This is a genomic window from Kocuria rosea, from assembly GCF_023715525.1.
In the GTDB taxonomy this organism is placed as follows: domain Bacteria; phylum Actinomycetota; class Actinomycetes; order Actinomycetales; family Micrococcaceae; genus Kocuria; species Kocuria rosea_A.
Genome location: NZ_JAMBOG010000011.1, coordinates 1 through 19,749 on the forward strand (window position 1 = coordinate 1; position 19,749 = coordinate 19,749).

General features: G+C 63.8%; 16 protein-coding genes. 8 read left to right on the forward strand and 8 right to left on the reverse strand.

What is annotated here, in order from left to right:
* Positions 1-241 precede the first annotated feature (241 nt).
* The 5 genes from M3185_RS09440 to M3185_RS09460 all read right to left on the reverse strand — a co-directional run bounded on the left by M3185_RS09440 (position 242) and on the right by M3185_RS09460 (position 4,760).
* Positions 242-1,432 carry an O-antigen polymerase gene (locus M3185_RS09440; RefSeq protein ID WP_251333422.1) on the reverse strand — a complete coding sequence of 397 codons (1,191 nt, stop codon included), beginning with the start codon at positions 1,430-1,432 and terminating at the stop codon, positions 242-244.
* A gap of 493 nt (positions 1,433-1,925) precedes the next feature.
* Positions 1,926-2,132 (reverse strand): hypothetical protein, encoded by a 207-nt coding sequence (locus tag M3185_RS09445; protein WP_251333423.1) that lies wholly within the window; start codon positions 2,130-2,132, stop codon positions 1,926-1,928.
* Between the two features lie 440 nt (positions 2,133-2,572).
* Positions 2,573-2,968, reverse strand: a complete 396-nt coding sequence (locus tag M3185_RS09450) for a helix-turn-helix domain-containing protein (RefSeq protein ID WP_251333424.1) — start codon at positions 2,966-2,968, stop codon at positions 2,573-2,575.
* A gap of 53 nt (positions 2,969-3,021) precedes the next feature.
* Positions 3,022-4,155, reverse strand: coding sequence for a glycosyltransferase (locus M3185_RS09455; protein ID WP_285859718.1), 1,134 nt, complete (start codon positions 4,153-4,155; stop codon positions 3,022-3,024).
* Entirely contained in the window at positions 4,152-4,760 is a 609-nt protein-coding gene (locus M3185_RS09460; protein WP_251333426.1) for an acetyltransferase, read from the reverse strand. The genes M3185_RS09455 and M3185_RS09460 overlap by 4 nt, the downstream gene beginning before the upstream one ends.
* 86 nt (positions 4,761-4,846) lie before the next feature.
* On the opposite strand from M3185_RS09460, the gene M3185_RS09465 reads away from it, so the two are divergent.
* The 5 genes from M3185_RS09465 (at position 4,847) to M3185_RS09485 (ending at position 11,044) form a co-directional block, all read left to right on the forward strand.
* Positions 4,847-6,166 (forward strand): glycosyltransferase family 4 protein, encoded by a 1,320-nt coding sequence (locus M3185_RS09465; RefSeq protein ID WP_251333427.1) that lies wholly within the window; start codon positions 4,847-4,849, stop codon positions 6,164-6,166.
* A gap of 84 nt (positions 6,167-6,250) precedes the next feature.
* Positions 6,251-7,285, forward strand: coding sequence for a GDP-mannose 4,6-dehydratase (gene gmd / locus M3185_RS09470; protein WP_251333428.1), 1,035 nt, complete (start codon positions 6,251-6,253; stop codon positions 7,283-7,285).
* Between the two features lie 249 nt (positions 7,286-7,534).
* Positions 7,535-8,332: an ATP-grasp fold amidoligase family protein gene (locus M3185_RS09475; RefSeq protein WP_285859719.1), complete on the forward strand. Its 798-nt coding sequence runs from the start codon at positions 7,535-7,537 to the stop codon at positions 8,330-8,332.
* Positions 8,333-8,395: 63 nt separating this feature from the next.
* Positions 8,396-9,361, forward strand: coding sequence for a GDP-L-fucose synthase family protein (locus M3185_RS09480; protein WP_251333523.1), 966 nt, complete (start codon positions 8,396-8,398; stop codon positions 9,359-9,361).
* 63 nt (positions 9,362-9,424) lie between these two features.
* Entirely contained in the window at positions 9,425-11,044 is a 1,620-nt protein-coding gene (locus M3185_RS09485; protein ID WP_251333430.1) for a polysaccharide biosynthesis tyrosine autokinase, read from the forward strand.
* Between the two features lie 82 nt (positions 11,045-11,126).
* Here M3185_RS09485 and M3185_RS09490 read toward each other — a convergent pair whose 3' ends face one another.
* On the reverse strand, positions 11,127-11,723 hold the full coding sequence (locus M3185_RS09490; protein WP_251333431.1) for an arsenate reductase/protein-tyrosine-phosphatase family protein: 597 nt from the start codon (positions 11,721-11,723) through the stop codon (positions 11,127-11,129).
* A gap of 348 nt (positions 11,724-12,071) precedes the next feature.
* On the opposite strand from M3185_RS09490, the gene M3185_RS09495 reads away from it, so the two are divergent.
* The 3 genes from M3185_RS09495 to M3185_RS09510 all read left to right on the forward strand — a co-directional run bounded on the left by M3185_RS09495 (position 12,072) and on the right by M3185_RS09510 (position 17,021).
* Entirely contained in the window at positions 12,072-13,790 is a 1,719-nt protein-coding gene (locus M3185_RS09495) for a GH25 family lysozyme (protein ID WP_251333432.1), read from the forward strand.
* Positions 13,791-13,880: 90 nt separating this feature from the next.
* On the forward strand, positions 13,881-15,017 hold the full coding sequence (locus M3185_RS09500) for a CAP and S-layer homology domain-containing protein (protein WP_285859720.1): 1,137 nt from the start codon (positions 13,881-13,883) through the stop codon (positions 15,015-15,017).
* A gap of 24 nt (positions 15,018-15,041) precedes the next feature.
* The gene (locus tag M3185_RS09510; RefSeq protein WP_251333433.1) at positions 15,042-17,021 is read left to right on the forward strand and encodes a S8 family serine peptidase; all 1,980 of its coding nucleotides are present in this window, start codon (positions 15,042-15,044) and stop codon (positions 17,019-17,021) included.
* Positions 17,022-17,102: 81 nt separating this feature from the next.
* On the opposite strand, the gene M3185_RS09515 is transcribed toward M3185_RS09510, so the two are convergent.
* Both M3185_RS09515 and glmU read right to left on the reverse strand, forming a co-directional pair.
* A complete protein-coding gene (locus M3185_RS09515; RefSeq protein ID WP_251333434.1) occupies positions 17,103-18,083 on the reverse strand; it encodes a ribose-phosphate diphosphokinase in 981 nt (326 codons plus the stop codon).
* Entirely contained in the window at positions 18,080-19,648 is a 1,569-nt protein-coding gene (gene glmU, locus M3185_RS09520) for a bifunctional UDP-N-acetylglucosamine diphosphorylase/glucosamine-1-phosphate N-acetyltransferase GlmU (protein ID WP_308222189.1), read from the reverse strand. Before glmU ends, M3185_RS09515 begins: the two co-directional genes overlap by 4 nt.
* Positions 19,649-19,749: the final 101 nt, after the last annotated feature.

Sequence of the window (19,749 nt, forward strand, 5' to 3'; positions counted from 1 at the left end):
TGTCGCCTCGGTACCCGAGCTCAACGCCAAGATCCGGGCCTTCGTCACCGGCTGGAACGACCGTTGCCACCCCTTCGTATGGACCAAGACCCCCGATGAGGTCCTGAAGAAAGCCAACCGCCAGATCACTTCAAACACGGGCCACTAGACACTCAGGAAATTGCCCCAAGCCAATATTTTTTCTAAAACAAATGCGCCAATCCATAGTTTTGCTAGCTTTGAAATGCTAAAATGGCTGGCATCATTTCACTTGAGCCAATGGAAGTTCGCAGTTTGATTTGTGGAGCCCCTTATCTTTTCTATGCATACGTCTGTTGACGTGGTACGAATATGCACCACTAAAAATAAGGGGTGCTCCTATATACAAGAGATAAGTGGGGATCGAGCCGGAGTCCGAGGGGGCCGACCTGAAAATAAGCAGCGACCCAACATAAGCGTATGACAAGCGAAGAAGAACACTTGGACTTTCAAAGTACTTTCTGTCAATCCAATTAGTTACCCGCCCAAGAATATAAAAGCCAAAAGCAACACCGACTAAACCAAAATTAAGATAAAGTTCGGCATTCATACCGGGGACTATCCAAGTTGTGTCATCGCGGCGGAGACTGCTGCCAGCGAGTTGCGTACTGCTAATCCAGTCCGGAAAATTGGAAGAAATCCCAACAAGACCAACGACACCACTGAAAAGGGTCGCGGTGGAAGAGGCGAACGTTTCGCCGTACATCAAGCCGTTCTTCTCGACCATCTGATGGGCCCAACCCATCATTGAAAAACGGCCCCACTGCCAGTCAAGCCATGCCGACAGCGACCAGGCATCCACCCGTCCTCCCCGCAGCACTGTTAAGGCGATAATATAATTAGCTAGCGCGGCAATGCCGATAGGCCAAAGAAGCCATGTGGTTCCGCGTAGTCTTGGCATCAAAATTAGGATCAGCGGAAGAGTCATCACTAGAATAATTGATCGCCCGCCGCTCCATGCCAAAGACCCCACAATGGCCAGTACTGAGACCACTGCAACGGTCATGGTAAAAAGCCGGTTTCGCCCCCAGCGTGTACTTACAAGCCAGATTGCTGCGAATGAAGTAGCCCAAGTAAACCACTTCGCGGCGTAGCTGTACCTCGCCATGCCTCCGTCGACAGCTACAATACGATTGCTATCAAGTTCTGCCGCGTAACTTTGAATTATGATTGTCGATCCTACTGTGAGGGGGAGAAGGACGACAATCAAAAGTAGTAACAATTGGCGTTCACTACGTCTTAAAGAAAATGTAGTGCGCGGTTGTTTTACTCCAGCTGGTTTCGATGGAAGCCGGTGGAGTAAAGCAGAACAAAGAGCGAAGAGCCCGATGCAGGTAGACGCGATGGCCGCATTGATGGAGTCAAGACCACGAATGTCGTAATAGCCGGCTTTGCCAGCTGTGTCGTTGGCCAAGTGAGCGATTCCTGACACAGATGACACTAGTACGTAGTTCAATAGAACAAGCGTTCTGAAATTAAGGAATCGACCAATTCGGTGAGCAATGTAAAGGGCGGTCGCGACACCTGTTACGGACGCCATGGTCAACGCCACTATCTGAACCTGACTAAGGTCAGCAACCACCGTTCGGCCTCCCTGGACGCAGTGTTCCTGGACACTCTACCCTCTGGAGGGACAGCCGAGGGCATGCGGTATCGATCGTGTCCTCGCAATCAAACCACAACACGTGATAACTGAGTTGTATACCCACTCAGCCTGCGTGAGGGGCAGCATCTAGATCCGTAGCGTAAAGGCCCAACGTCTATCATGACATCTCGCACTCTCGCCTACCGTTGACTGGCCGTGTCGCTTCCTATTTATGTAAAAGCTGGTGAAGGTTCACCTAGTGGCCCGTCTTTGAAGTGGTTGATCGGTTGGCTGTCTTGAGGGTTCCGGTGCTGGTCTTGGTTCAGTCGAAGGGGTGGCAGCGGTCGTTCCAGCCGGTGACGAAGGCGCGGAGCTTGGCGTTGAGCTCGGCCACCGAGGCGACGTCGGTCCGGCGCAGGGCCTGACGTTCGATGATCCCGAACCACATCTCCACCAGGTTCGGCCACGAGGCCGAGGTCGCGGTGATGTGGACTTGAAACCGGGGGGTGGTGGCCAGCCACGCCTTCACCTCGGGGCCTTGTGGGAGGCGTAGTTGTCCATCACCAGGTGCAGTCGCTGGTCGGAGTAGGCCCGGGCTATCTGCTTCAGGAAGGCCAGGAGAACTCCTGGCATCGGTACCGGGGCTTGCAGGCGGCCGTGACGTAGCCGGTGGCGATCTCCAAGGCAGCGAACGGGGTTGAGGTCCCGTGCCGGAAGTAGTCATGGGTGCGGGCTACCGGCTTACCCGGTTGCATCGTCAACCCCGGGGCGGTGCACTCCAAAACCTGAATCTAAAACTCTTCGTCCATGCTTAACAAGAAGCCCGTTGGCCGGCGGAGCCAGATAAAGCCCGCCCTCGACCTTGACGACCAGGTGAAGGGTTGGTGGAGAACGTGAAAGTGCCCTTCCGCCAGGGCGCGACCCGTACTCGCGCCAGGCCTTGGCCACCGTGGAGCGGTCAATCTCCAGTCAGGAGGCCAGCAGCCGTGAGAACCAGTGGGTGACCGCAAGTCTCTTCGGCGGCGGCCTCAGGATGGCCGCCACAATTGCGCGGTGATCGATCCGCCGGGGCAGGCACGACCGGTCGTGATCGGCCCGTCCGGCGACGCCGGCAGCAGTGTAACGGGCCCGCCAAGCGATCACCGTGGTCCGGGTAGCGCCTAGCATTCGTGCGATCTCGGTGTTGGAAATTTTGTCAGCTGCCAGCAGCACGATTCTTGCCCGCTGCGCCAGCCTGGCCCGCACCAAAGACGACTGGACGAGCTTCTCGAGCTTCTCCCGGTCGCCCTCCCGCAACAGCAACGGCGCCGCAGGATGGTTTGATATAACCCATGGTCCCACCCAACAAGCGTTCAGATAATTCAACGACGCTGCACACCTAGAGGCAATGAGCATACTCGAAGGAATGTGGAGAACTGCTATTTCTTAATTGCGGAGTATATGTTGATCAGTTGCCTGGCCACGCTTGAAATGGCAAATTCCTCACGGGCAAGGGCCCGCGCACGTTTTTCCATATCATTCCTCGTTATGGGGTCGTCCACTATCTTCATGATAGCTTCCGATATTTCCTCCGCAGATCCGTCCACAACAATTCCTGACCCCGACTTTTCAATGAATGGCGCGAGCCCACATGTTTTCGTAACAATGACAGGCTTACCTACCGAAAGTGCCTCAATTACGGACATCGGGAATGTTTCATCCAAAGATGGCAAAACGTAAACGTCGCATTGGGCGAGTCGAGTAGCTGTTTCATGCGGAGCGACGGGACCCTCATACATTATGTTAGACCCAAGACCATTTGCATCAATGGCGTCCTGGACCGCCGCCGCCTGACCTTCGTCGGGACCTGCTAAACGGAATCTTACGTCATGGCCTCGCTCAATAATCGTTTGCGCTGCCTTAACAAATGTAAGAGGTCGTTTAATTTCATGCAACCTGGCGAGGAATAAAACACTCGCGGGTTGGTCTAACTTTACGGGCACGCCCCGAGCCTCTTCGCGCGGCATCGGTACTCCGTTTTTCAAATGCTCCAAGTTTAGACTCCTTTTAGCAACGCCTTGGAGATCATCACGCTCTTCAGACGTCAAATAAAGGCAAGAACTTGCTTTTGCTAACACGGGGCGAGTCAAAAACCAGTCCAATGGTTTAGCTAGCCACTTCTCCGTTGCATCAATCATCCCATGGGTTTGGACTACGAGGCGCTTACCCACCATCAGCGCCAAAGCTGCGGCGGGGAGGGCAACAAGGTCTCTAGCGAGATGCACGTGGACGACATCAGCGTCTCGCACTGCTTTCGTCAACCAGATTGTGAGACTAGGAGAGCAAAGGCCTGCGAAGCCCGTTTTCGGCAGGATGCGCCGACTGGGAAATAGATGCACCGGAAATCCGTCATATTCTTTCGGCAATGGTCCCTTGAAGCCACCGGCCGCGGCTACGACAACCACGTCATGACCCATATCGCGAAGTGCTTTGGCCTGATTCATAGCTACACGGGCTGGCCCACCGTAGGCCCCATCCGGACTTATGTATGTGACGACCTGAATAATCTTCATAGACTCCGAACTTCCCGGTCAAAGACGAAGCGACGACCCTTAATTTCGGCGGCGGATGGACCAATAATTGTGTTCGGTTCAACATTTCGGCTGACCAGTGTGAGCGGTTGTACTAACGCGGAGCGTCCAATGGTCACTCCACCGGTAACGACGCACCGAGATGTGACCCAGGCGCCATCTTCGATCGACACAGGTTTCGTAATGAGCCCCATGTTTCGGCGGTAGGCGTGGCTACCAGTGGTGATGAAGGTCTCCTGGGACACCACGACATCTTGTCCGATGTTGACTTTGTCCTGGTTGTGGATCCAAACACCCTCCCCAATCCAGGATCGGTCGCCAATCTCTAGGTTCCAGGGGAACTTGATGCGGGCGCGAGGCCGGATGATGACGCCATCCCCAATTTTGGCACCGAAAACTTTTAGGGCCCTAGCGCGGAGCCCGGAGCTGATCTGCCATGGGTTGGTGACGACGACTAGCTCGGTGGCGGCCCAAAGGTAGACCACCCATTTGGGCTTCCCCCAGGCCTCCCGTTCACCGGGGGCCTTGGAGAGGTCAATGACGGGGATATCGGCGTGGGCTGACCCGTGTTCTGCTGCGGTTGCCATGGGAACCTCTGCGGGTGGGGGGCGGGGGTTGTGACGCGAGCCACGGTGTGGGCCAGGGGGCATCACCGGGTTCTCGATGTGGTCACATGTATCGTCTGATTTATACCCCATCCTTGCCAGCAGTGCTCGACCCCCATCGGCACTGCCGCCCGTGTGACGAAAGCGCCACCATGCCCCCACGTTTGACCATTGTCGGTATCAACTTCGCGCCCGAATCCAACGGCAACGCTCCGTACACGACGTCCCTTGCACAGGGGATGGCTGCCATGGGCTGGGAGGTCAAAGTGGTAACAAGCTTCCCTCACTACCCACAGTGGAAGATTTATGACGGATACGACGGTCGGAACATACAGGAGCGGTACGGAGAAGTTGACGTACTGCGGTTGCGTCACTACATCCCCCAGAAGCCACGTTTTATCAATCGCTGGCTGATGGAAATTCACTTCGGCGCGCGGGCCGTGCTCGCAGACTGGAGCCGCCCTGATGTTGTACTGCTCGTCTCACCTGCCCTCTTCTCGTCCGCCATCGCCGCCGCACGCACCAAGCTGTCGAAAAATCGTCCGGGAACGGCCATCTGGGTGCATGATCTTTATTCCCAAGGCCTCGAGGAGGCTCACGCTTCCACTTCCGCCGTGGTACCTGTCATGCATGCCATTGAGAAGGCCATCCTGTCGGGTGCCGACAAGGTGATTGCTATCCATGACCGGCTTGGACGGCGGGTAATTCAGGGTTTCGGCGTAGAGGAGGAACGGGTAAGAATCCACCGAAACTGGTCCCATATTCCCCCACAACCGTCAATTGACAGAGTCACAGCCCGGGCGCGGTTTGGCTGGTCCGATGACGAGATTGTCGTCCTTCACGCCGGCAACATGGGGGTGAAGCAGGGCCTCGAAAACGTCATTGAAGCAGCTCGACTGGCCGGCAATACCAGCTCCAAGGTTCGGTTTGTCCTCCTGGGCACAGGAAGTCAGCGAGAGAAACTGGAATCCCTTGGGCAAGGCATCGACCGTCTACAGTTTATCGACCCGTTGCCCGATGACAAGTACGCAGCCGCTCTGGCCTCAGCTGACATTCTGCTCGTCAACGAGAAACCGGGCATTCGGGAGATGTGCGTGCCGAGCAAATTGACGTCTTACTTCACGACCGGTCGCCCCGTCTTGGCTGCGGTGGAAGATGAGAGTGCTACGGCTGGAGAAGTTGAGGCTTCAAAGGCCGGTCGGGTGATCCCCTCTGGTGATCCCGCTGAGCTGCTCCGCACAGCTGAGCAGATGGGCGCCGATCGTGCCGCTTCCGCCACGCTCGGAAGCAACGGCCCACGCTATGCCACCGAGCACCTGTCCAAGGAGACGGCGATGCGTCGGTGGGATGAGGCCCTTCGGTCCCTTACGCAACATGTCGACCGGTAAGCTCCAACCGCGGCCGGGTTCACTAACATAATCATGTCCCCACTAGTGACCACAGACCCCAGTTCCCCTCCCCCAAGGACGATCATGCACGCCACCCATAAAAAGGCCTTCATCACGGGCATCACCGGTCAGGACGGCTCCTACCTCGCTGAGCTGCTGCTCTCGAAGGGGTATGAGGTCCACGGCTTGATTCGCCGCGCCTCCACCTTCAATACCCACCGGATTGATCATCTCTACTCGGACCCGCACGAATCCGATGCACGCCTGTTCCTGCACTACGGGGACCTCTCCGACGGCTCTCGCCTGGTCACCCTGATGGCGCAGATCCGCCCCGACGAGGTATACAACCTCGCCGCGCAATCCCACGTGAAAGTTTCTTTCGAAGAACCCGAGCACACCGGGGACACCACCGGTCTGGGCACCATCCGACTCCTGGAGGCCATGCGCCTGGCCAACGTGGACGCCCGCTACTACCAAGCCTCTACCTCCGAGCTGTACGGAGCCACCCCGCCGCCGCAGTCCGAGACGACGCCTTTCTACCCGCGCTCCCCCTACGGTGCGGCGAAGATTTACTCCTATTGGATCACCAAAAACTACCGCGAGGCCTACGACATGTACGCCGTCAACGGGATCCTTTTCAACCACGAGTCGCCCCGCCGCGGTGAAACCTTCGTGACCCGCAAGATCACCCGCGCTGTCGCCGCCATCAAGGCTGGCAAGCAGGACAAACTTTACATGGGCAATCTGCAGGCCATCCGCGACTGGGGCTACGCCGCGGAGTACGTCGAGGGCATGTGGCGGATGTTGCAGGCTGACGAGCCCGAGGACTTCGTTTTGGCCACAGGCCAGCCCTGCACCGTGCGGGAGTTCCTGGAAATCTCCTTCGGCCACGCCGGCCTGGACTGGCGCGAGCACGTCGAGTTCGACGAGCGCTACCTGCGCCCCACCGAGGTCGACGCCCTCATCGGCGACCCAGCGAAGGCGAAGGAGAAGCTGGGTTGGGAGGCCACGATCAAGGCTCCCGAGCTCGCCCGCCTCATGGTGGACGCGGACATCGCCATGCTGGAGAACGCCGACGGATGGGTCGACACCGTCGAGCTTGCCTCTTGGAGTAAGTGAAGGCTCACCCAGGTCGGTGAATGGTCAAGTTATCATCGGAGCTAGTTACGTGCACACCCGCAGATACTTAACCTTGCCAGATATGGAAATTTGGCAATGTCTTGTAAAGCGATTAAGTTCACATCCGAAAGGTGTCCCCCTTAATTGATCAGTACAACGTTGTGGCGACAACCCAGATCCGTCGCCAAGGCTCAAGCATGGTCAATCCTGGGAAAACTTCCTCTATCATGGCGTCGACAAATTCTATACATGCGAGCCCACCGAAAGTGGCTTAATTTGCGGAAGCCTAAAACATTCAACGAGAAGGTGAACTGGCGAATGGTGTACGACCGCCGCGATTCACTTTCTTGGACCTGCGACAAGTTGCGCATGAAAGAGCAAGTTGCTGCACGTTGCGAGGACATATTAATTCCGCACACTCTCTGGAGTGGCACAAATTTAAAAGAATTGCAACAATTGGACTTTCCCGACCGATGGGTACTAAAGCCCAATCATGGATCGCAACGGGTAATTCTGGGAAAAGGAACGCCTAAAATAGATGACCTAGCCCGCGAGACAGATTCATGGCTCGATCCGTACATCGGGATAGACCGCGGTGAATGGGCCTACACGCGAGCCCGACCGTTGTACGTCCTCGAAGAATGGATCGGAGAGGGTAGCGATGCTCCCGATGACTATAAGTTTTTCGTTTTTGATGGGATCGTTCAGATAATCCAAGTGGATACGGACAGATTTCAGGGCCACAAATTGGCGATTTTTTCACGGGACTGGGACCGCCTGGAGGTTTCCAAATCTCTACACATGGATTCGCCAACCATTCCCCGACCAGCACACTTAGACCTCATGATTCAGATGGCCGAGATAATTGCTTCTGAGTATGACTTCATGCGCGTTGATTTATTCGACACACCAAGAGGAGTGTTTTTCGGGGAGGTTACCCCGTACCCTGGTTCTGGACTTTCACCTTTCTCACCTCCCGAGTTCGACAACTTTTTGGGGTCACGCTGGATGCTTCCTCCTATCAGTTCCATCCCCACTGAGGAGTAATTAATTATGGTCACCACTCCCCAATCGTCTGATACAGAGATCATCGAAGAAAAAGGGTCGAGAATTCAAGGCTTTTCTCCAACACCCTTAGATCGCACTGCTCCATTTTACGTGGCTGGCCACCGGGGCCTCGTCGGTTCGGCAGTATGGCGGAATTTGAAGGCAGAGGGATTTACCGACCTTATTGGCCGCACTTCCTCTGAGCTGGACCTTAAAGACCGCCAGTCCGTGTTCGGTTTTTTCGCCGAAACCAAGCCGCGTTACGTGGTGCTGGCCGCGGCAAAGGTTGGCGGCATTATGGGGAACAGCAGCTACCCGGTTGATTTCCTCTCCGAGAACCTCAGGATCCAGGTCAACGTCCTGGACGCCGCCCTGGAGCACGGGGTGGAGCGTCTGCTGTTCCTGGGTTCCTCCTGCATCTACCCGAAGCTGGCCCCGCAGCCGCTGAGGGAGGAGTATCTGCTCACCGGGCACCTGGAGCCGACCAACGACGCCTACGCGATCGCCAAGATCGCTGGCATCCTGCAGGTCCAGGCGGTGCGCCGCCAGTACGGGTTGCCGTGGATCTCAGCCATGCCCACCAATCTGTACGGGCCCGGAGACAACTTCTCCCCCACCGGATCTCACGTGCTGCCGGCCATGATCCGGCGCTACGAGGCGGCCCGGCTCGCCGGGACCGAATCCGTGACGAACTGGGGCTCGGGCTCGCCGCTGCGGGAGTTCCTGCACGTGGACGACATGGCCGATGCCTGCCTGTACCTGCTCGAGCACTACGACGGTCCCGAGCACGTCAATGTCGGCACCGGCACGGATGTCACCATCCAGGCACTCGCCGGACTAGTGGCCGACGCGGTCGGCTACGGGGGCCGCATCGAGTGGGACGTCTCCAAGCCCGACGGCACCCCCCGCAAGCTCATGGACGTCTCCAAGCTCGCCGCCGCCGGCTGGACGGCGCAGATTTCCCTCGAGGAGGGCATCCGTTCCACGGTCGAGTGGTACCGGGAGCACCAGGCCGAGATCCGCGAGTGAATCCCGCTCACCTCACTCCGCCCCAGACCGCGACCGACACCACGCACGATACCGAGGAGAACCATGGAGCACGTTGACGCCGAACGGGAGGCTCCGGCCCTCGATCTCCGGGACCTGTCGCGGTTGGTGCGCACCCACTGGCGCGCTATCACCATCATCACGCTGGTGTGCACTTTGTTGGCACTGGGCTGGACGCTGCTGCAGCCGAAGGTCTACTCCGCGACTGCCTCCGGGCTAGTCGTAGCCACCGGTGAGCAGGACCTCGCCAGTGCTCTTGCTGGCAATAATTTGGCGCAGTCAAAGGCTGTCTCTTATGAGTCCCTGGCCATGTCCCGCCCGGTCGCCGAGACAGTGATCGACGAGTTGAGCCTCGACTCCACGCCGGAGGACCTGCTACCGCGCATCACTACGAACGTCCCGGTGGATACCCCGGAGCTGCGCATCACCGCCGACGCCGAGGACCCGACGGAAGCAGCCGACCTCGCCAATGCGTGGGTTGTTGCCCTTGCTGACCAGGTCCAGGAGCTTGAGAGCCAGGGCGATGAGGACGCGATCAACCGTGTGGCCGTCCAGCCGCTGAGCAACGCCTCCCTGCCGCTGTCCCCCTCCTCACCGAACACGAAACTCAACCTCGCGCTGGGCCTGGTCGGTGGTCTGGGCCTCGGACTGCTCTACGCCTTCGCCCGCTACAAGATGGACCGCCGCATCCGCTCCGTGGATGAGATCCAGGAGTCCTTCGGCGTGCCCGTGCTCGGCATCATCCCCACGGACGAGCGGCTCGCCGACCACCGGGAGATCATCGAGACCGGTTTCTCCGGCGGCCGCGGCGACCACGCCTACTCCGAGGCCCTGCGGGAGCTGCGCACCAACCTGAGCTTCGTGTCGGTGGACAGCCCGCCGCGGATTGTCGTAGTCACCTCCTCCCTGCCGGGTGAGGGCAAGTCCTCGATCACCGCGAACCTGGCGGTGGCCATCGCCTCGGCCGGGCGCAACGTCGTCGTCGTGGACGGCGACCTCCGCCGCCCCGTGGTGACGGAGCTGTTCGGCCTCGTTCCCGGCGTGGGAGTGACCGACGTGCTGACCGGCCAGGTCGACGTCGAGGACGTGCTGCAGACCTACGATCGGTTCCCGAACCTCCAGGTGCTCGGCGCCGGCCGCACCGCCCCGAACCCCACCGAGCTGCTGGCGTCCAAGGCGATGCACCGCATGCTGGAGACCCTCGCCCAGGACGCGTTCGTGCTGGTGGACGCTCCCCCGCTGCTGCCGGTGACCGATGCCGCCCTGCTCACCGCCTCCGCCGACGGCGCACTGATCGTGGCGACCGCCCAGGGCACCACCACCGACGAGCTCGGCAAGGCCCTGGGCAACCTCCGGCAGGTGCACGGCAACGTGCTGGGCGTGGTGCTCAACCGCGTGCCCACGTCGGGTGCGGACGCGGGGTACTACGGCTACTACGGCAAGACCTACTACGCGCAGTCCGAGGACGAGAAGGACGACAGGAGCGGCCGGGAGATCACCCTACCGGCGGTCGTGCCCGCGCAGGAGACGACGGCGGACGCTCCGGCCGCCGCCGTCGCCGCGCCCGCCGCCCAGGCGGAGCCCGCGGACGCCGAGCAGGCCGAGACCTTCGGTCTCGCCGCCTGGCAGAAGCCGGAGCACCACAGCGGCTCGCACCAGGCCTGAGCGCCGCACGAGCCGACAGGACGCCGTAGGGGCGCCTTCCTTTCCAGAAGGCGCCCCTACGGCGTTTGTCGTTGCCCTCGGCTCAGGCCCGCTGCGCGTACCGCCGCTCCCAGCCGACGATCGCGTCCGTGGCCTCGAACAGCTCCCCCGCCATCTGCTGGAGCACGCTGTCCTCCTGACGGTAGGGGTCGATCACGTCGTTGCGCTCGGGGTGGCGCACCAGCACCCGCTGCCGCACGCGCGGGGCCTGCTGGACCAGCCAGCGCCAGCGCTCGGCGGACTCGGCCGGCACGGCGGCGTCGAGCTCCGGGTCCGTGGGGACGTACTGGACGATCCGGGCGAACTCCCGCAGGGGGAAGGCCTTCTTGAGCAGCCGCGGCGACAGCTGCAGCACCGGCTGCAGGTGCTCACGAGCCATGACCAGCACCAGATCCACGTCCCGCAGCAACTCTGGGGTCACCTGGCGGGCCCGGTGCAGATCGGGGTCGAGGCCGCGCTCGCGGGCCAGCCTCCCGACCCGGTGCTCGAACGCCTCGTCCACGAGCGCGTGCATGCCGGCGCTCGTGACCTCGAAGCCTCCCGGGGAGAGGGCGTTGAGGCCGTGGTTGAGCTCGACCGCCGCGAGCGGTGAGCGGCAGATGTTGCCCGTGCAGACCGTGAGGATGCGGGTGGGGGGCATGGTCCTCCTCGAGGGGCGGGTGGGGCGGCCGCCGTCGTCGCGGCGGCGAGCGCTCAGAGGTTCAGCGCACGGCTTCGGACACCGGACCGGGGGACGGGACCGCACCGATGTTCGTAACAGAAGCATAAAGGCGGATTGTCCCCATAACTGGCGAACTCCCCGCCATGACAAGGTGCTTTTGCGAATTCTCCGTGGTCAGAGGCCACATCGGGCCAAGTAATACACCTATGGGTCTAGCGAACATGCAAACGCACATATAACGTTCCCGGTGGCTCCAAAGGAACTTCCCCCCACCCTTGGCCCGCGTGAGTTGTCCCCCCATGTTCCATGCGAGTTAGGCGTTCCAGCGTGAAAGCACCCCCCCGACTGACGCTGTCCGCTGCCCTCACGGCAGCCATCCTGGCGATCACCACCTTCTCCCCCGTCGCCGCGGCACCCGAGAGCTCCGCCGCGGACGGCACTACTCTCTACTCCAAGACCGACGGCGATCTCGTCTCCAAGGTCGAGAACATCGACGGCAACATCGTCTCCTCCGTGGTGGACAAGGCCACGGGCGAGCCGATCGAGTTCGACGCCTCCCAGGCCACCCCCCGGCTCGTTGACGGCAAGCCCAACGGCGCGGCCGTGATGGGCCAGTGGCTCAAGGGGCCCGGCTACGCCGAGCGCGCCGCGGAGGTCGCCGAGCAGACCGAAGCTGTCCTCGACGGTGGACCTGTCACCGGAGCCGCGTCGTCGCTGCTGTCCGCTGCGGCGTTCAGGCCGAACTGGGGCACCTTGGGCGTCGACGTCTCCGGGCACCAGGGCAGCGCGTTCAACTGGACGGCGGCCAAGAACGGCGGTGCCCGGTTCGCCTACATCAAGGCGACCGAGGGGACCTACTACCCCCACAACATCTTCCCGAAGTCGATCTTCGACAGCCAGTGGAAGGGCGCCACCGCGGCGGGGCTCATCCGCGGGGCCTACCACTTCGCCAACCCCTCCTGGTCCTCCGGGGCCTCCCAGGCCGATCACTTCATCAACAACGGTGGCGGATGGAGCGCCGACGGCCGCACCCTGCCCGGACTGCTGGACATGGAGCAGTCCCCATACACCGCCGACCACTGCTACGACTTGACCCCGACCCAGATGGTGAACTGGATCCGGGACTTCTCCAACCGGTACAAGGCCCGCACCGGCCGTCTGCCGGCGATCTACACCGGGGCCTACTGGTGGAACGACTGCACCAACAACTCGACCGCGTTCAACGACCACCCCATGATGATCGCCGCCTACGAGGTCACCAAGCCCAGCCTCCTCCCGTCGGGCTGGAGCAACTACGACATCTGGCAGTACTCCGAGACGGCCATCGCCGGGGTGGACAGCAACGTCTTCAACGGCAGCTACACCGCCCTGCAGAACCTCGCCAAGAACCCCGCCTACAAGCCCATCGGCGGCAAGGCGCCGTACGTGGCCCCTCCCGCGCCCAAGCCGGCGCCCAAACCGACGCCGACGCCGACGCCGACGCCGGTGGCACCGGGACCGTTCAAGGACGTGCCGGCCACCCACGTCTTCGCCCAGGAGATCACCTGGGTGAAGAACCGGGAGGTGCTGCGCGGCTGGTCCGACGGCACGTACCGCCCGTCCAGCTCGATGACGCGCTACCAGATCGCCGCCGCGCTCTACCGGCTCGCCGGGTCCCCGGCCTACACCCCGCCGGCCGTCTCCCCCTTCGCCGACGTGCCCACCACCCACGAGTTCTACCAGGAGATCGCCTGGCTCAACGCCAAGGGCATCTCCACCGGCTGGGTCTCCTCCACCGGGGTGCGCACCTTCAAGCCCGGACAGGCGATCACCCGCGACCAGACGGCGGCGTTCCTCTACCGCCTCGCGGGCAAGCCCGCCTACACCCCGCCAGCGGTGTCCCCTTTCAAGGACGTCTCCACCCGGCGCACGTTCTACAAGGAGATGGCCTGGCTGCAGGCCAAGGGCATCTCCAAGGGCTGGGACGACGGCACCTACCGCCCGGACGCCACGGTCAACCGCGCCGTGATGGCCGCGTTCCTGCACCGCTACGCCACCCGCTCCTGAGGCACTGCCCTCCCCCCTTTCCTCGGCACCCCCATGCCTCATTTCCCGGCACTCCCATGCCTCCAACCCGAACAGATGGGTGACGTTCCCATGCGCAAGCACCTCCTCGCCGCTGCCGTCACGGCCGCGCTCACCGTGACCAGCCTCTCCGTCGCCGAGCCCGCCACGGCCGCGACCTCCGACATCGTGACCACCCCCGCCCAGACCCGGGCCACGGACGCGCAGCGGCTGCTCGACCTCATCAACGCCCACCGCAAGTCCAAGGGCCTGAACCCCGTGAAGTACTCGGCCACGATCTCCAAGATCGCCCAGGGCCAGTCCGACCGCCTGGTCCGCCAGGAGGTCATCGACCACACCACCGACTTCCTCGACCGCAACCGCGCCGGCGCCTACGACGCCGCCGGAGAGATCCACGCGGTGTCCTGGAAGGTCTCGGTCGACGAGCTGATGGCCTGGTGGAAGAGCTCCGGCGCCCACAACAAAATCCTGACGGACCCGAAGATGGAGGTCATCGGCATCGGCCTGACCTACGTCGACGGCTCCCTCACCGGCACCAAGCAGGGCTGGCGCCTGGCAGGAACCGTCGCCTCCTACGGCTACCCCGCCGGAGCCGCCCCCGCCGACACCCGCACCACGGTGCCGACCTCCGGCGACCAGGGCTCCATCGTCGCCGTCGGGCCCTTCACGGACGTGCCGGCCACCCACGTGTTCGCCACCCAGATCGAATGGGTCAAGGACACCGGCGTGCTGCGCGGCTGGCCCAACGGCACGTTCGCCCCGAACCAGACCATGACCCGCGACCAGGTCGCCGCCGCGCTCTACCGGATCGCCGGCTCCCCCACCTACACCCCACCGGCCAAATCCCCCTTCGTCGACGTTCCCACCAACCACGCGTTCTACAAGGAGATGGCGTGGCTGCGCGCCAAGGGCATCTCCACCGGCTGGGTCTCCTCCACCGGGGTGCGCACCTTCAAACCCGGCCTGGCCGTCACCCGCGACCAGACGGCCGCGTTCCTCTACCGCCTGGCCGGCAAACCCGCCTACACGCCCCCGGCCGCCTCACCCTTCCGGGACGTCCCCACCCGGCGCGCCTTCTACAAGGAAATGGCCTGGATGAGCGACCAGGGCATCTCCCAGGGCTGGAACGACGGCACCTACCGCCCGGACATGAGCATCAGCCGCGCCGTGATGGCCACCTTCCTCTACCGCTACGCCCACCGCTCCTGACCCCCCACAGGACTAAGGAAAACCATGAACAAGCACCGCATCCCCTCCCTCGCGGTCCTGGGCGCGGCCCTGCTGGTCGCCCTGCCGGCCACCGGGGCGCTCGCCGAACCGGCCGCGCCGGGCCCCACTCCCACCTCGACGAGCTCGGTCCAGGCCCCCCCGAAGGACCTGCCCACCGACCGCATGATCGTCAAGTACGCCTCGCCCGTCGGCAAGGCGCAGAAGGAGAAGATCCTCGACAAGGCGGCCGACAAGGCCCACGTCCCCGAGGCCGAGAAGACCACCGAGCTCAAGGCCACAGCCGACGGCGGGCAGGTCGTCGAGCTCTCCGCGGAGGTCACCGCCAAGGAGGCCGAGAAGCTGGCCGCGGAGATCGCCGCCGACCCGGCGGTCGAGTACGCGGAGCCGGACCGGCTGGTCTTCACCGCCCAGATCCCGGGGATGTCCGGCGCGGAGGCCGACCGGCTGGGCTCCACCGCCGCGGCCGCCTACGACTCCGGCGTCCCCTCCATGTGGGCGCTGCCCGCCCTGGGCGCCTTCCGGGCCTGGGACACCGCCACCGGCAAGGGCATGACCGTCGGCGTCGTGGACACCGGCTTCGCCAACCACCCGGACCTGGACCCCAAGGTCGTCGGCGGCTACGACTTCGTCTCCAGCACGGCGCTGAGCAACGACGGCACCGGCCGCGACACCGACGCCCGGGACCCGGGGACCTACTCGAGGTACGGCCAGTGCTACAGCGGCTCCCCCGCCTCGAACTCGATCTGGCACGGCACCCACGTGGCCGGGACCGTCGCGGCCAAGCGCGACACCTACGGCACCGTCGGCGTCGCCCCGGACGCGACCCTGCTCAACGCCCGCGCGCTGGGTGCGTGCGGCACCGGCTACGTCTCCGACATGGCCGACGCCGTGCTGTGGCTGGCCGGGGAGCCGGTGGCCGGGGTGCCGGCGGCGAAGAAGCGGGCGAACGTGATCAACATGTCCCTGAGCATGTACGGCTCCTGCCCGGCCCTGCTGCAGAACGCGATCAATAAGGCCTGGTTCAAGGGCATCCCGGTGGTCGTGGCCGCAGGCAACAACTACGGCGCCCAGGCCATCAACTACGCGCCCGGCAACTGCTACAACGTGGTCACGGTCGGCGCCCTGACCTCCGCCGGCGGCGTGGCCAACTACTCCAACGTCGGCGGCGCCGTGGACATCTACGCTCCCGGGGACCACATCCTCTCCTCCGGCAACACGGGCAGGACCGTCCCGGTGGCGGCCAACGTCCGCTACGACTACGGCACCTCGATGGCGTCCCCGCACGTGGCCGGGACCATGGCGCTGATGAAGCAGAAGAACCCCGCGTTCACCTCCGACCAGCTCAAGGACCTGCTCCTGAAGTCCGGAGACCCGTTCAGCCTCGGCAAGAAACTGAACACCCACGACGCCCTCTACATCACCTCGGCGTTCAAGGACGTGTACTGGGGCCACACCTTCTACGACGAGATCTCCTGGCTCAACGCGAAGGGCATCTCCAGCGGATGGGCCTCGAGCGGCTCCCGGGTCTACATGCCGGCGCAGTCGATCACCCGCGACCAGATGGCGGCGTTCCTCTACCGCCTGGCGGGCAAGCCCGCCTACACCCCGCCGGCGGTCTCGCCCTTCGCCGATGTGCCCACCACCCGCACGTTCTACAAGGAGATGGCGTGGCTGCGCGCCCAGGGCATCTCCACCGGCTGGGTCTCCTCCACCGGGGTGCGCACCTACAGGCCCGACCAGGCGATCACCCGCGACCAGATGGCGGCGTTCCTCTACCGCCTGGCCGGCAAGCCCGCCTACACCCCGCCGGCGGTGTCCCCTTTCAAGGACGTCTCCACCCGGCGTGCCTTCTACAAGGAGATGGCCTGGCTGCAGGCCGAGGGCATCTCCGAGGGCTGGCCCGACGGCACCTACCGCCCCGACGCCACGGTCAACCGCGCCGTGATGGCCGCGTTCCTCTACCGCTACAACTGGGCGGTCTGAGCCGGTCCCCCGACGACGACGGCGCCCCTGGCCTTCCGTGCGGAAGGCCAGGGGCGCCGTCGTCGTCGGTGGTGCGCGGTCTCAGGAACGGCCGTCGAACAGGCTGGTCACGGAGCCGTCCTCGAAGACCTCCTGGATGGCCCGGGCGATCAGCGGGGCGATGGAGAGGACCGTGAGGTTCTCGAACTGGTGCTCCGGGGGCACGGGCAGGGTGTCCGTCACGACGACCTCCAGCGCCCCGCACGAGGACAGGCGCTCCACGGCCGGGTCGGAGAACACCGCGTGCGTCGCGGCGATGATGACGTCCTTGGCGCCCTTCTCGCGCAGCACCTTCACCGCCCCGGTGATGGTCCCGCCGGTGTCGATCATGTCGTCGATCAGCACGCAGGTGCGGCCCTCGATCTGCCCCACGACCTCCTTGGACAGCGCCTGGTTGGGCCGGGTGATGTCACGGGTCTTGTGCACGAACGCCAGCGGGCAGCCGCCGAGCAGCTCGGTCCACTGCTCCGCCACGCGCACGCGCCCGGTGTCCGGGGACACGACCGTCACGTTCTCGATGTCGACGATCGAGCGCACGTGCTCGGCGAGCAGCGGGATGGCCATGAGGTGATCCACCGGCCCGTCGAAGAAGCCCTGGATCTGCGCGGTGTGCAGGTCCACCGACATCAGCCGGTCCGCGCCGGCGGTCTTGTACAGGTCCGAGACCAGGCGGGCGGAGATGGGCTCGCGGCCGCGGTGCTTCTTGTCCTGCCGGGCGTAGGGGTAGAACGGGGACACCACGGTGATCGACTTCGCAGACGCCCGCTTGAGGGAGTCGATCATGATGAGCTGCTCCATGATCCAGTGGTTGATCGGCGCCGGATGGGACTGGATCAGGAAGGCGTCCGTCCCGCGCACCGACTCCCCGAAGCGCACGTAGGTCTCCCCGTTGGCGAAGTCGTACGCGTCCGTGGGGATCAGCTCCGTGCCGAGCTCCGCGGCGATGTTCTCCGCGAGCTCGGTGTGGGCCCGCCCGGACAGCAGGACCATCCGGTTGGCACCTTTGTTGGTGATGCCGGTCATTTGTTCTCGCTTTCGTGGAGGTTCTCCGTGGTGTTCCCCGTGGGATGGGCCGGGGCGGCCGTGCTGGTGCCCGCACCGGGGGGCGCGGTGGTCGAGCCGCCGTCCTGGGCCCGCAGCGCGGCGTCGGCCGCGGCGGTGCCGGGGCGGTGCTCCACGACCCAGTTCTCGACGATCCGCTGCGCGCCCTCGGTCAGGGCCAGGGCCCCGGGCGGGACGTCCTTGCGGATGGTGGTCCCCGCCCCGGAGTAGGCGCCGTCGCCGACGCTGACCGGGGCGACGTACATGTTGTCGGAGCCCATCCGGACGTGGTCGCCGATCACGGTGCGGTGCTTGCGCACCCCGTCGTAGTTCACGAACACGGAGGCCGCCCCGATGTTGGAGTGCTCACCGATGGTGGCGTCACCCACGTAGGACAGGTGCGGGACCTTGGAACCGGCACCGATCCGGGAGTTCTTCGTCTCCACGAACGTGCCGATCTTGCCCTTCTGCCCCAGCACCGTGCCCGGGCGCAGATAGGCGAAGGGGCCCACGGACGCGCGGGCGCCGATCACCGCACCGGAGCCGTGGGTGCGCACGATCTCGGCGCCGGGGCCGACCTCGACGTCGGTGAGGGTGGTGTCCGGGCCGATCACGGCGTCCTCGGCCACGCGGGTGGCGCCGAGCAGCTGGGTGCCGGGCAGGATCGTGACGTCCGCGGCGATCCGGACCTGCACGTCGATCCACGTGGTCGCGGGGTCCACGACGGTCACGCCGTTGCGCATGTGCGCCTCGAGGACGCGACGGTTGAGGTGGGCGCCGAGCTGGGCGAGCTGGACGCGGTCGTTGGCGCCCTCGACCTCCCAGCGGTCCTCGATCTTCAGGGCGTCCACGGCGTGGCCGGCCTTACGCGCCAGCAGCGGGACGTCGGTGAGGTACATCTCGCCCTGGGCGTTGTCCGTGGTGACCTCCGCCAGGGCCGCGCGCAGGACGTCGGCGTCGAAGGCGAAGATGCCGGAGTTGATCTCGGTGACCGCGAGCTCGGCCGCGGTGGCGTCCTTGGCCTCCTTGATCTCGCGGAAGGACCCGTCCGCGTCCCGCAGCACCCGGCCGTAGCCGCCGGGGCTCTCGTGGTCGGCGGTCAGCACGGTCACGGCGTTGCCGCGCTCCTCGTGGCGGGCGACCAGCCGGGCGAGCACCTCAGGGGTAAGCAGGGGGACGTCGCCGTAGGTCACCACGACGGTCCCGGCCAAGCGCTCCTGGGCGTCGAGGGCCTCCACGGCGACCTGGACGGCGCGGCCCGTGCCGGGCACCTCGTCCTGGTCCACGATCAGCGCGTGGGGGTCCTCCTCGAGCACGTGGGGGACCACGAGGTCGCGCTCGAAGCGCACGACCGCGGCGAGGCGCCGGGGGTGCAGGCTGCGGGCGGCCACCAGGCTGTGCCCAACCATGGAACGACCCCCGATCCGGTGCAGGATCTTGGGGGTCTTGGACTTCATCCGGGTGCCCTTGCCGGCGGCGAGGACGATGACGGCCGCGGGGCCGCTCGCCGTTCCCGCGGCCGGGGCGGAGGTCTCAAAGGTGGTCACGGCGGTATGCAGCTCCTCGGTCGTCGGGACGCCCCCGCGGGGGCGCAGACTACGTCTCGGGGTCCGTCCGGGGGTGTCCGTCTCGGGAGCAGGACGCGGAC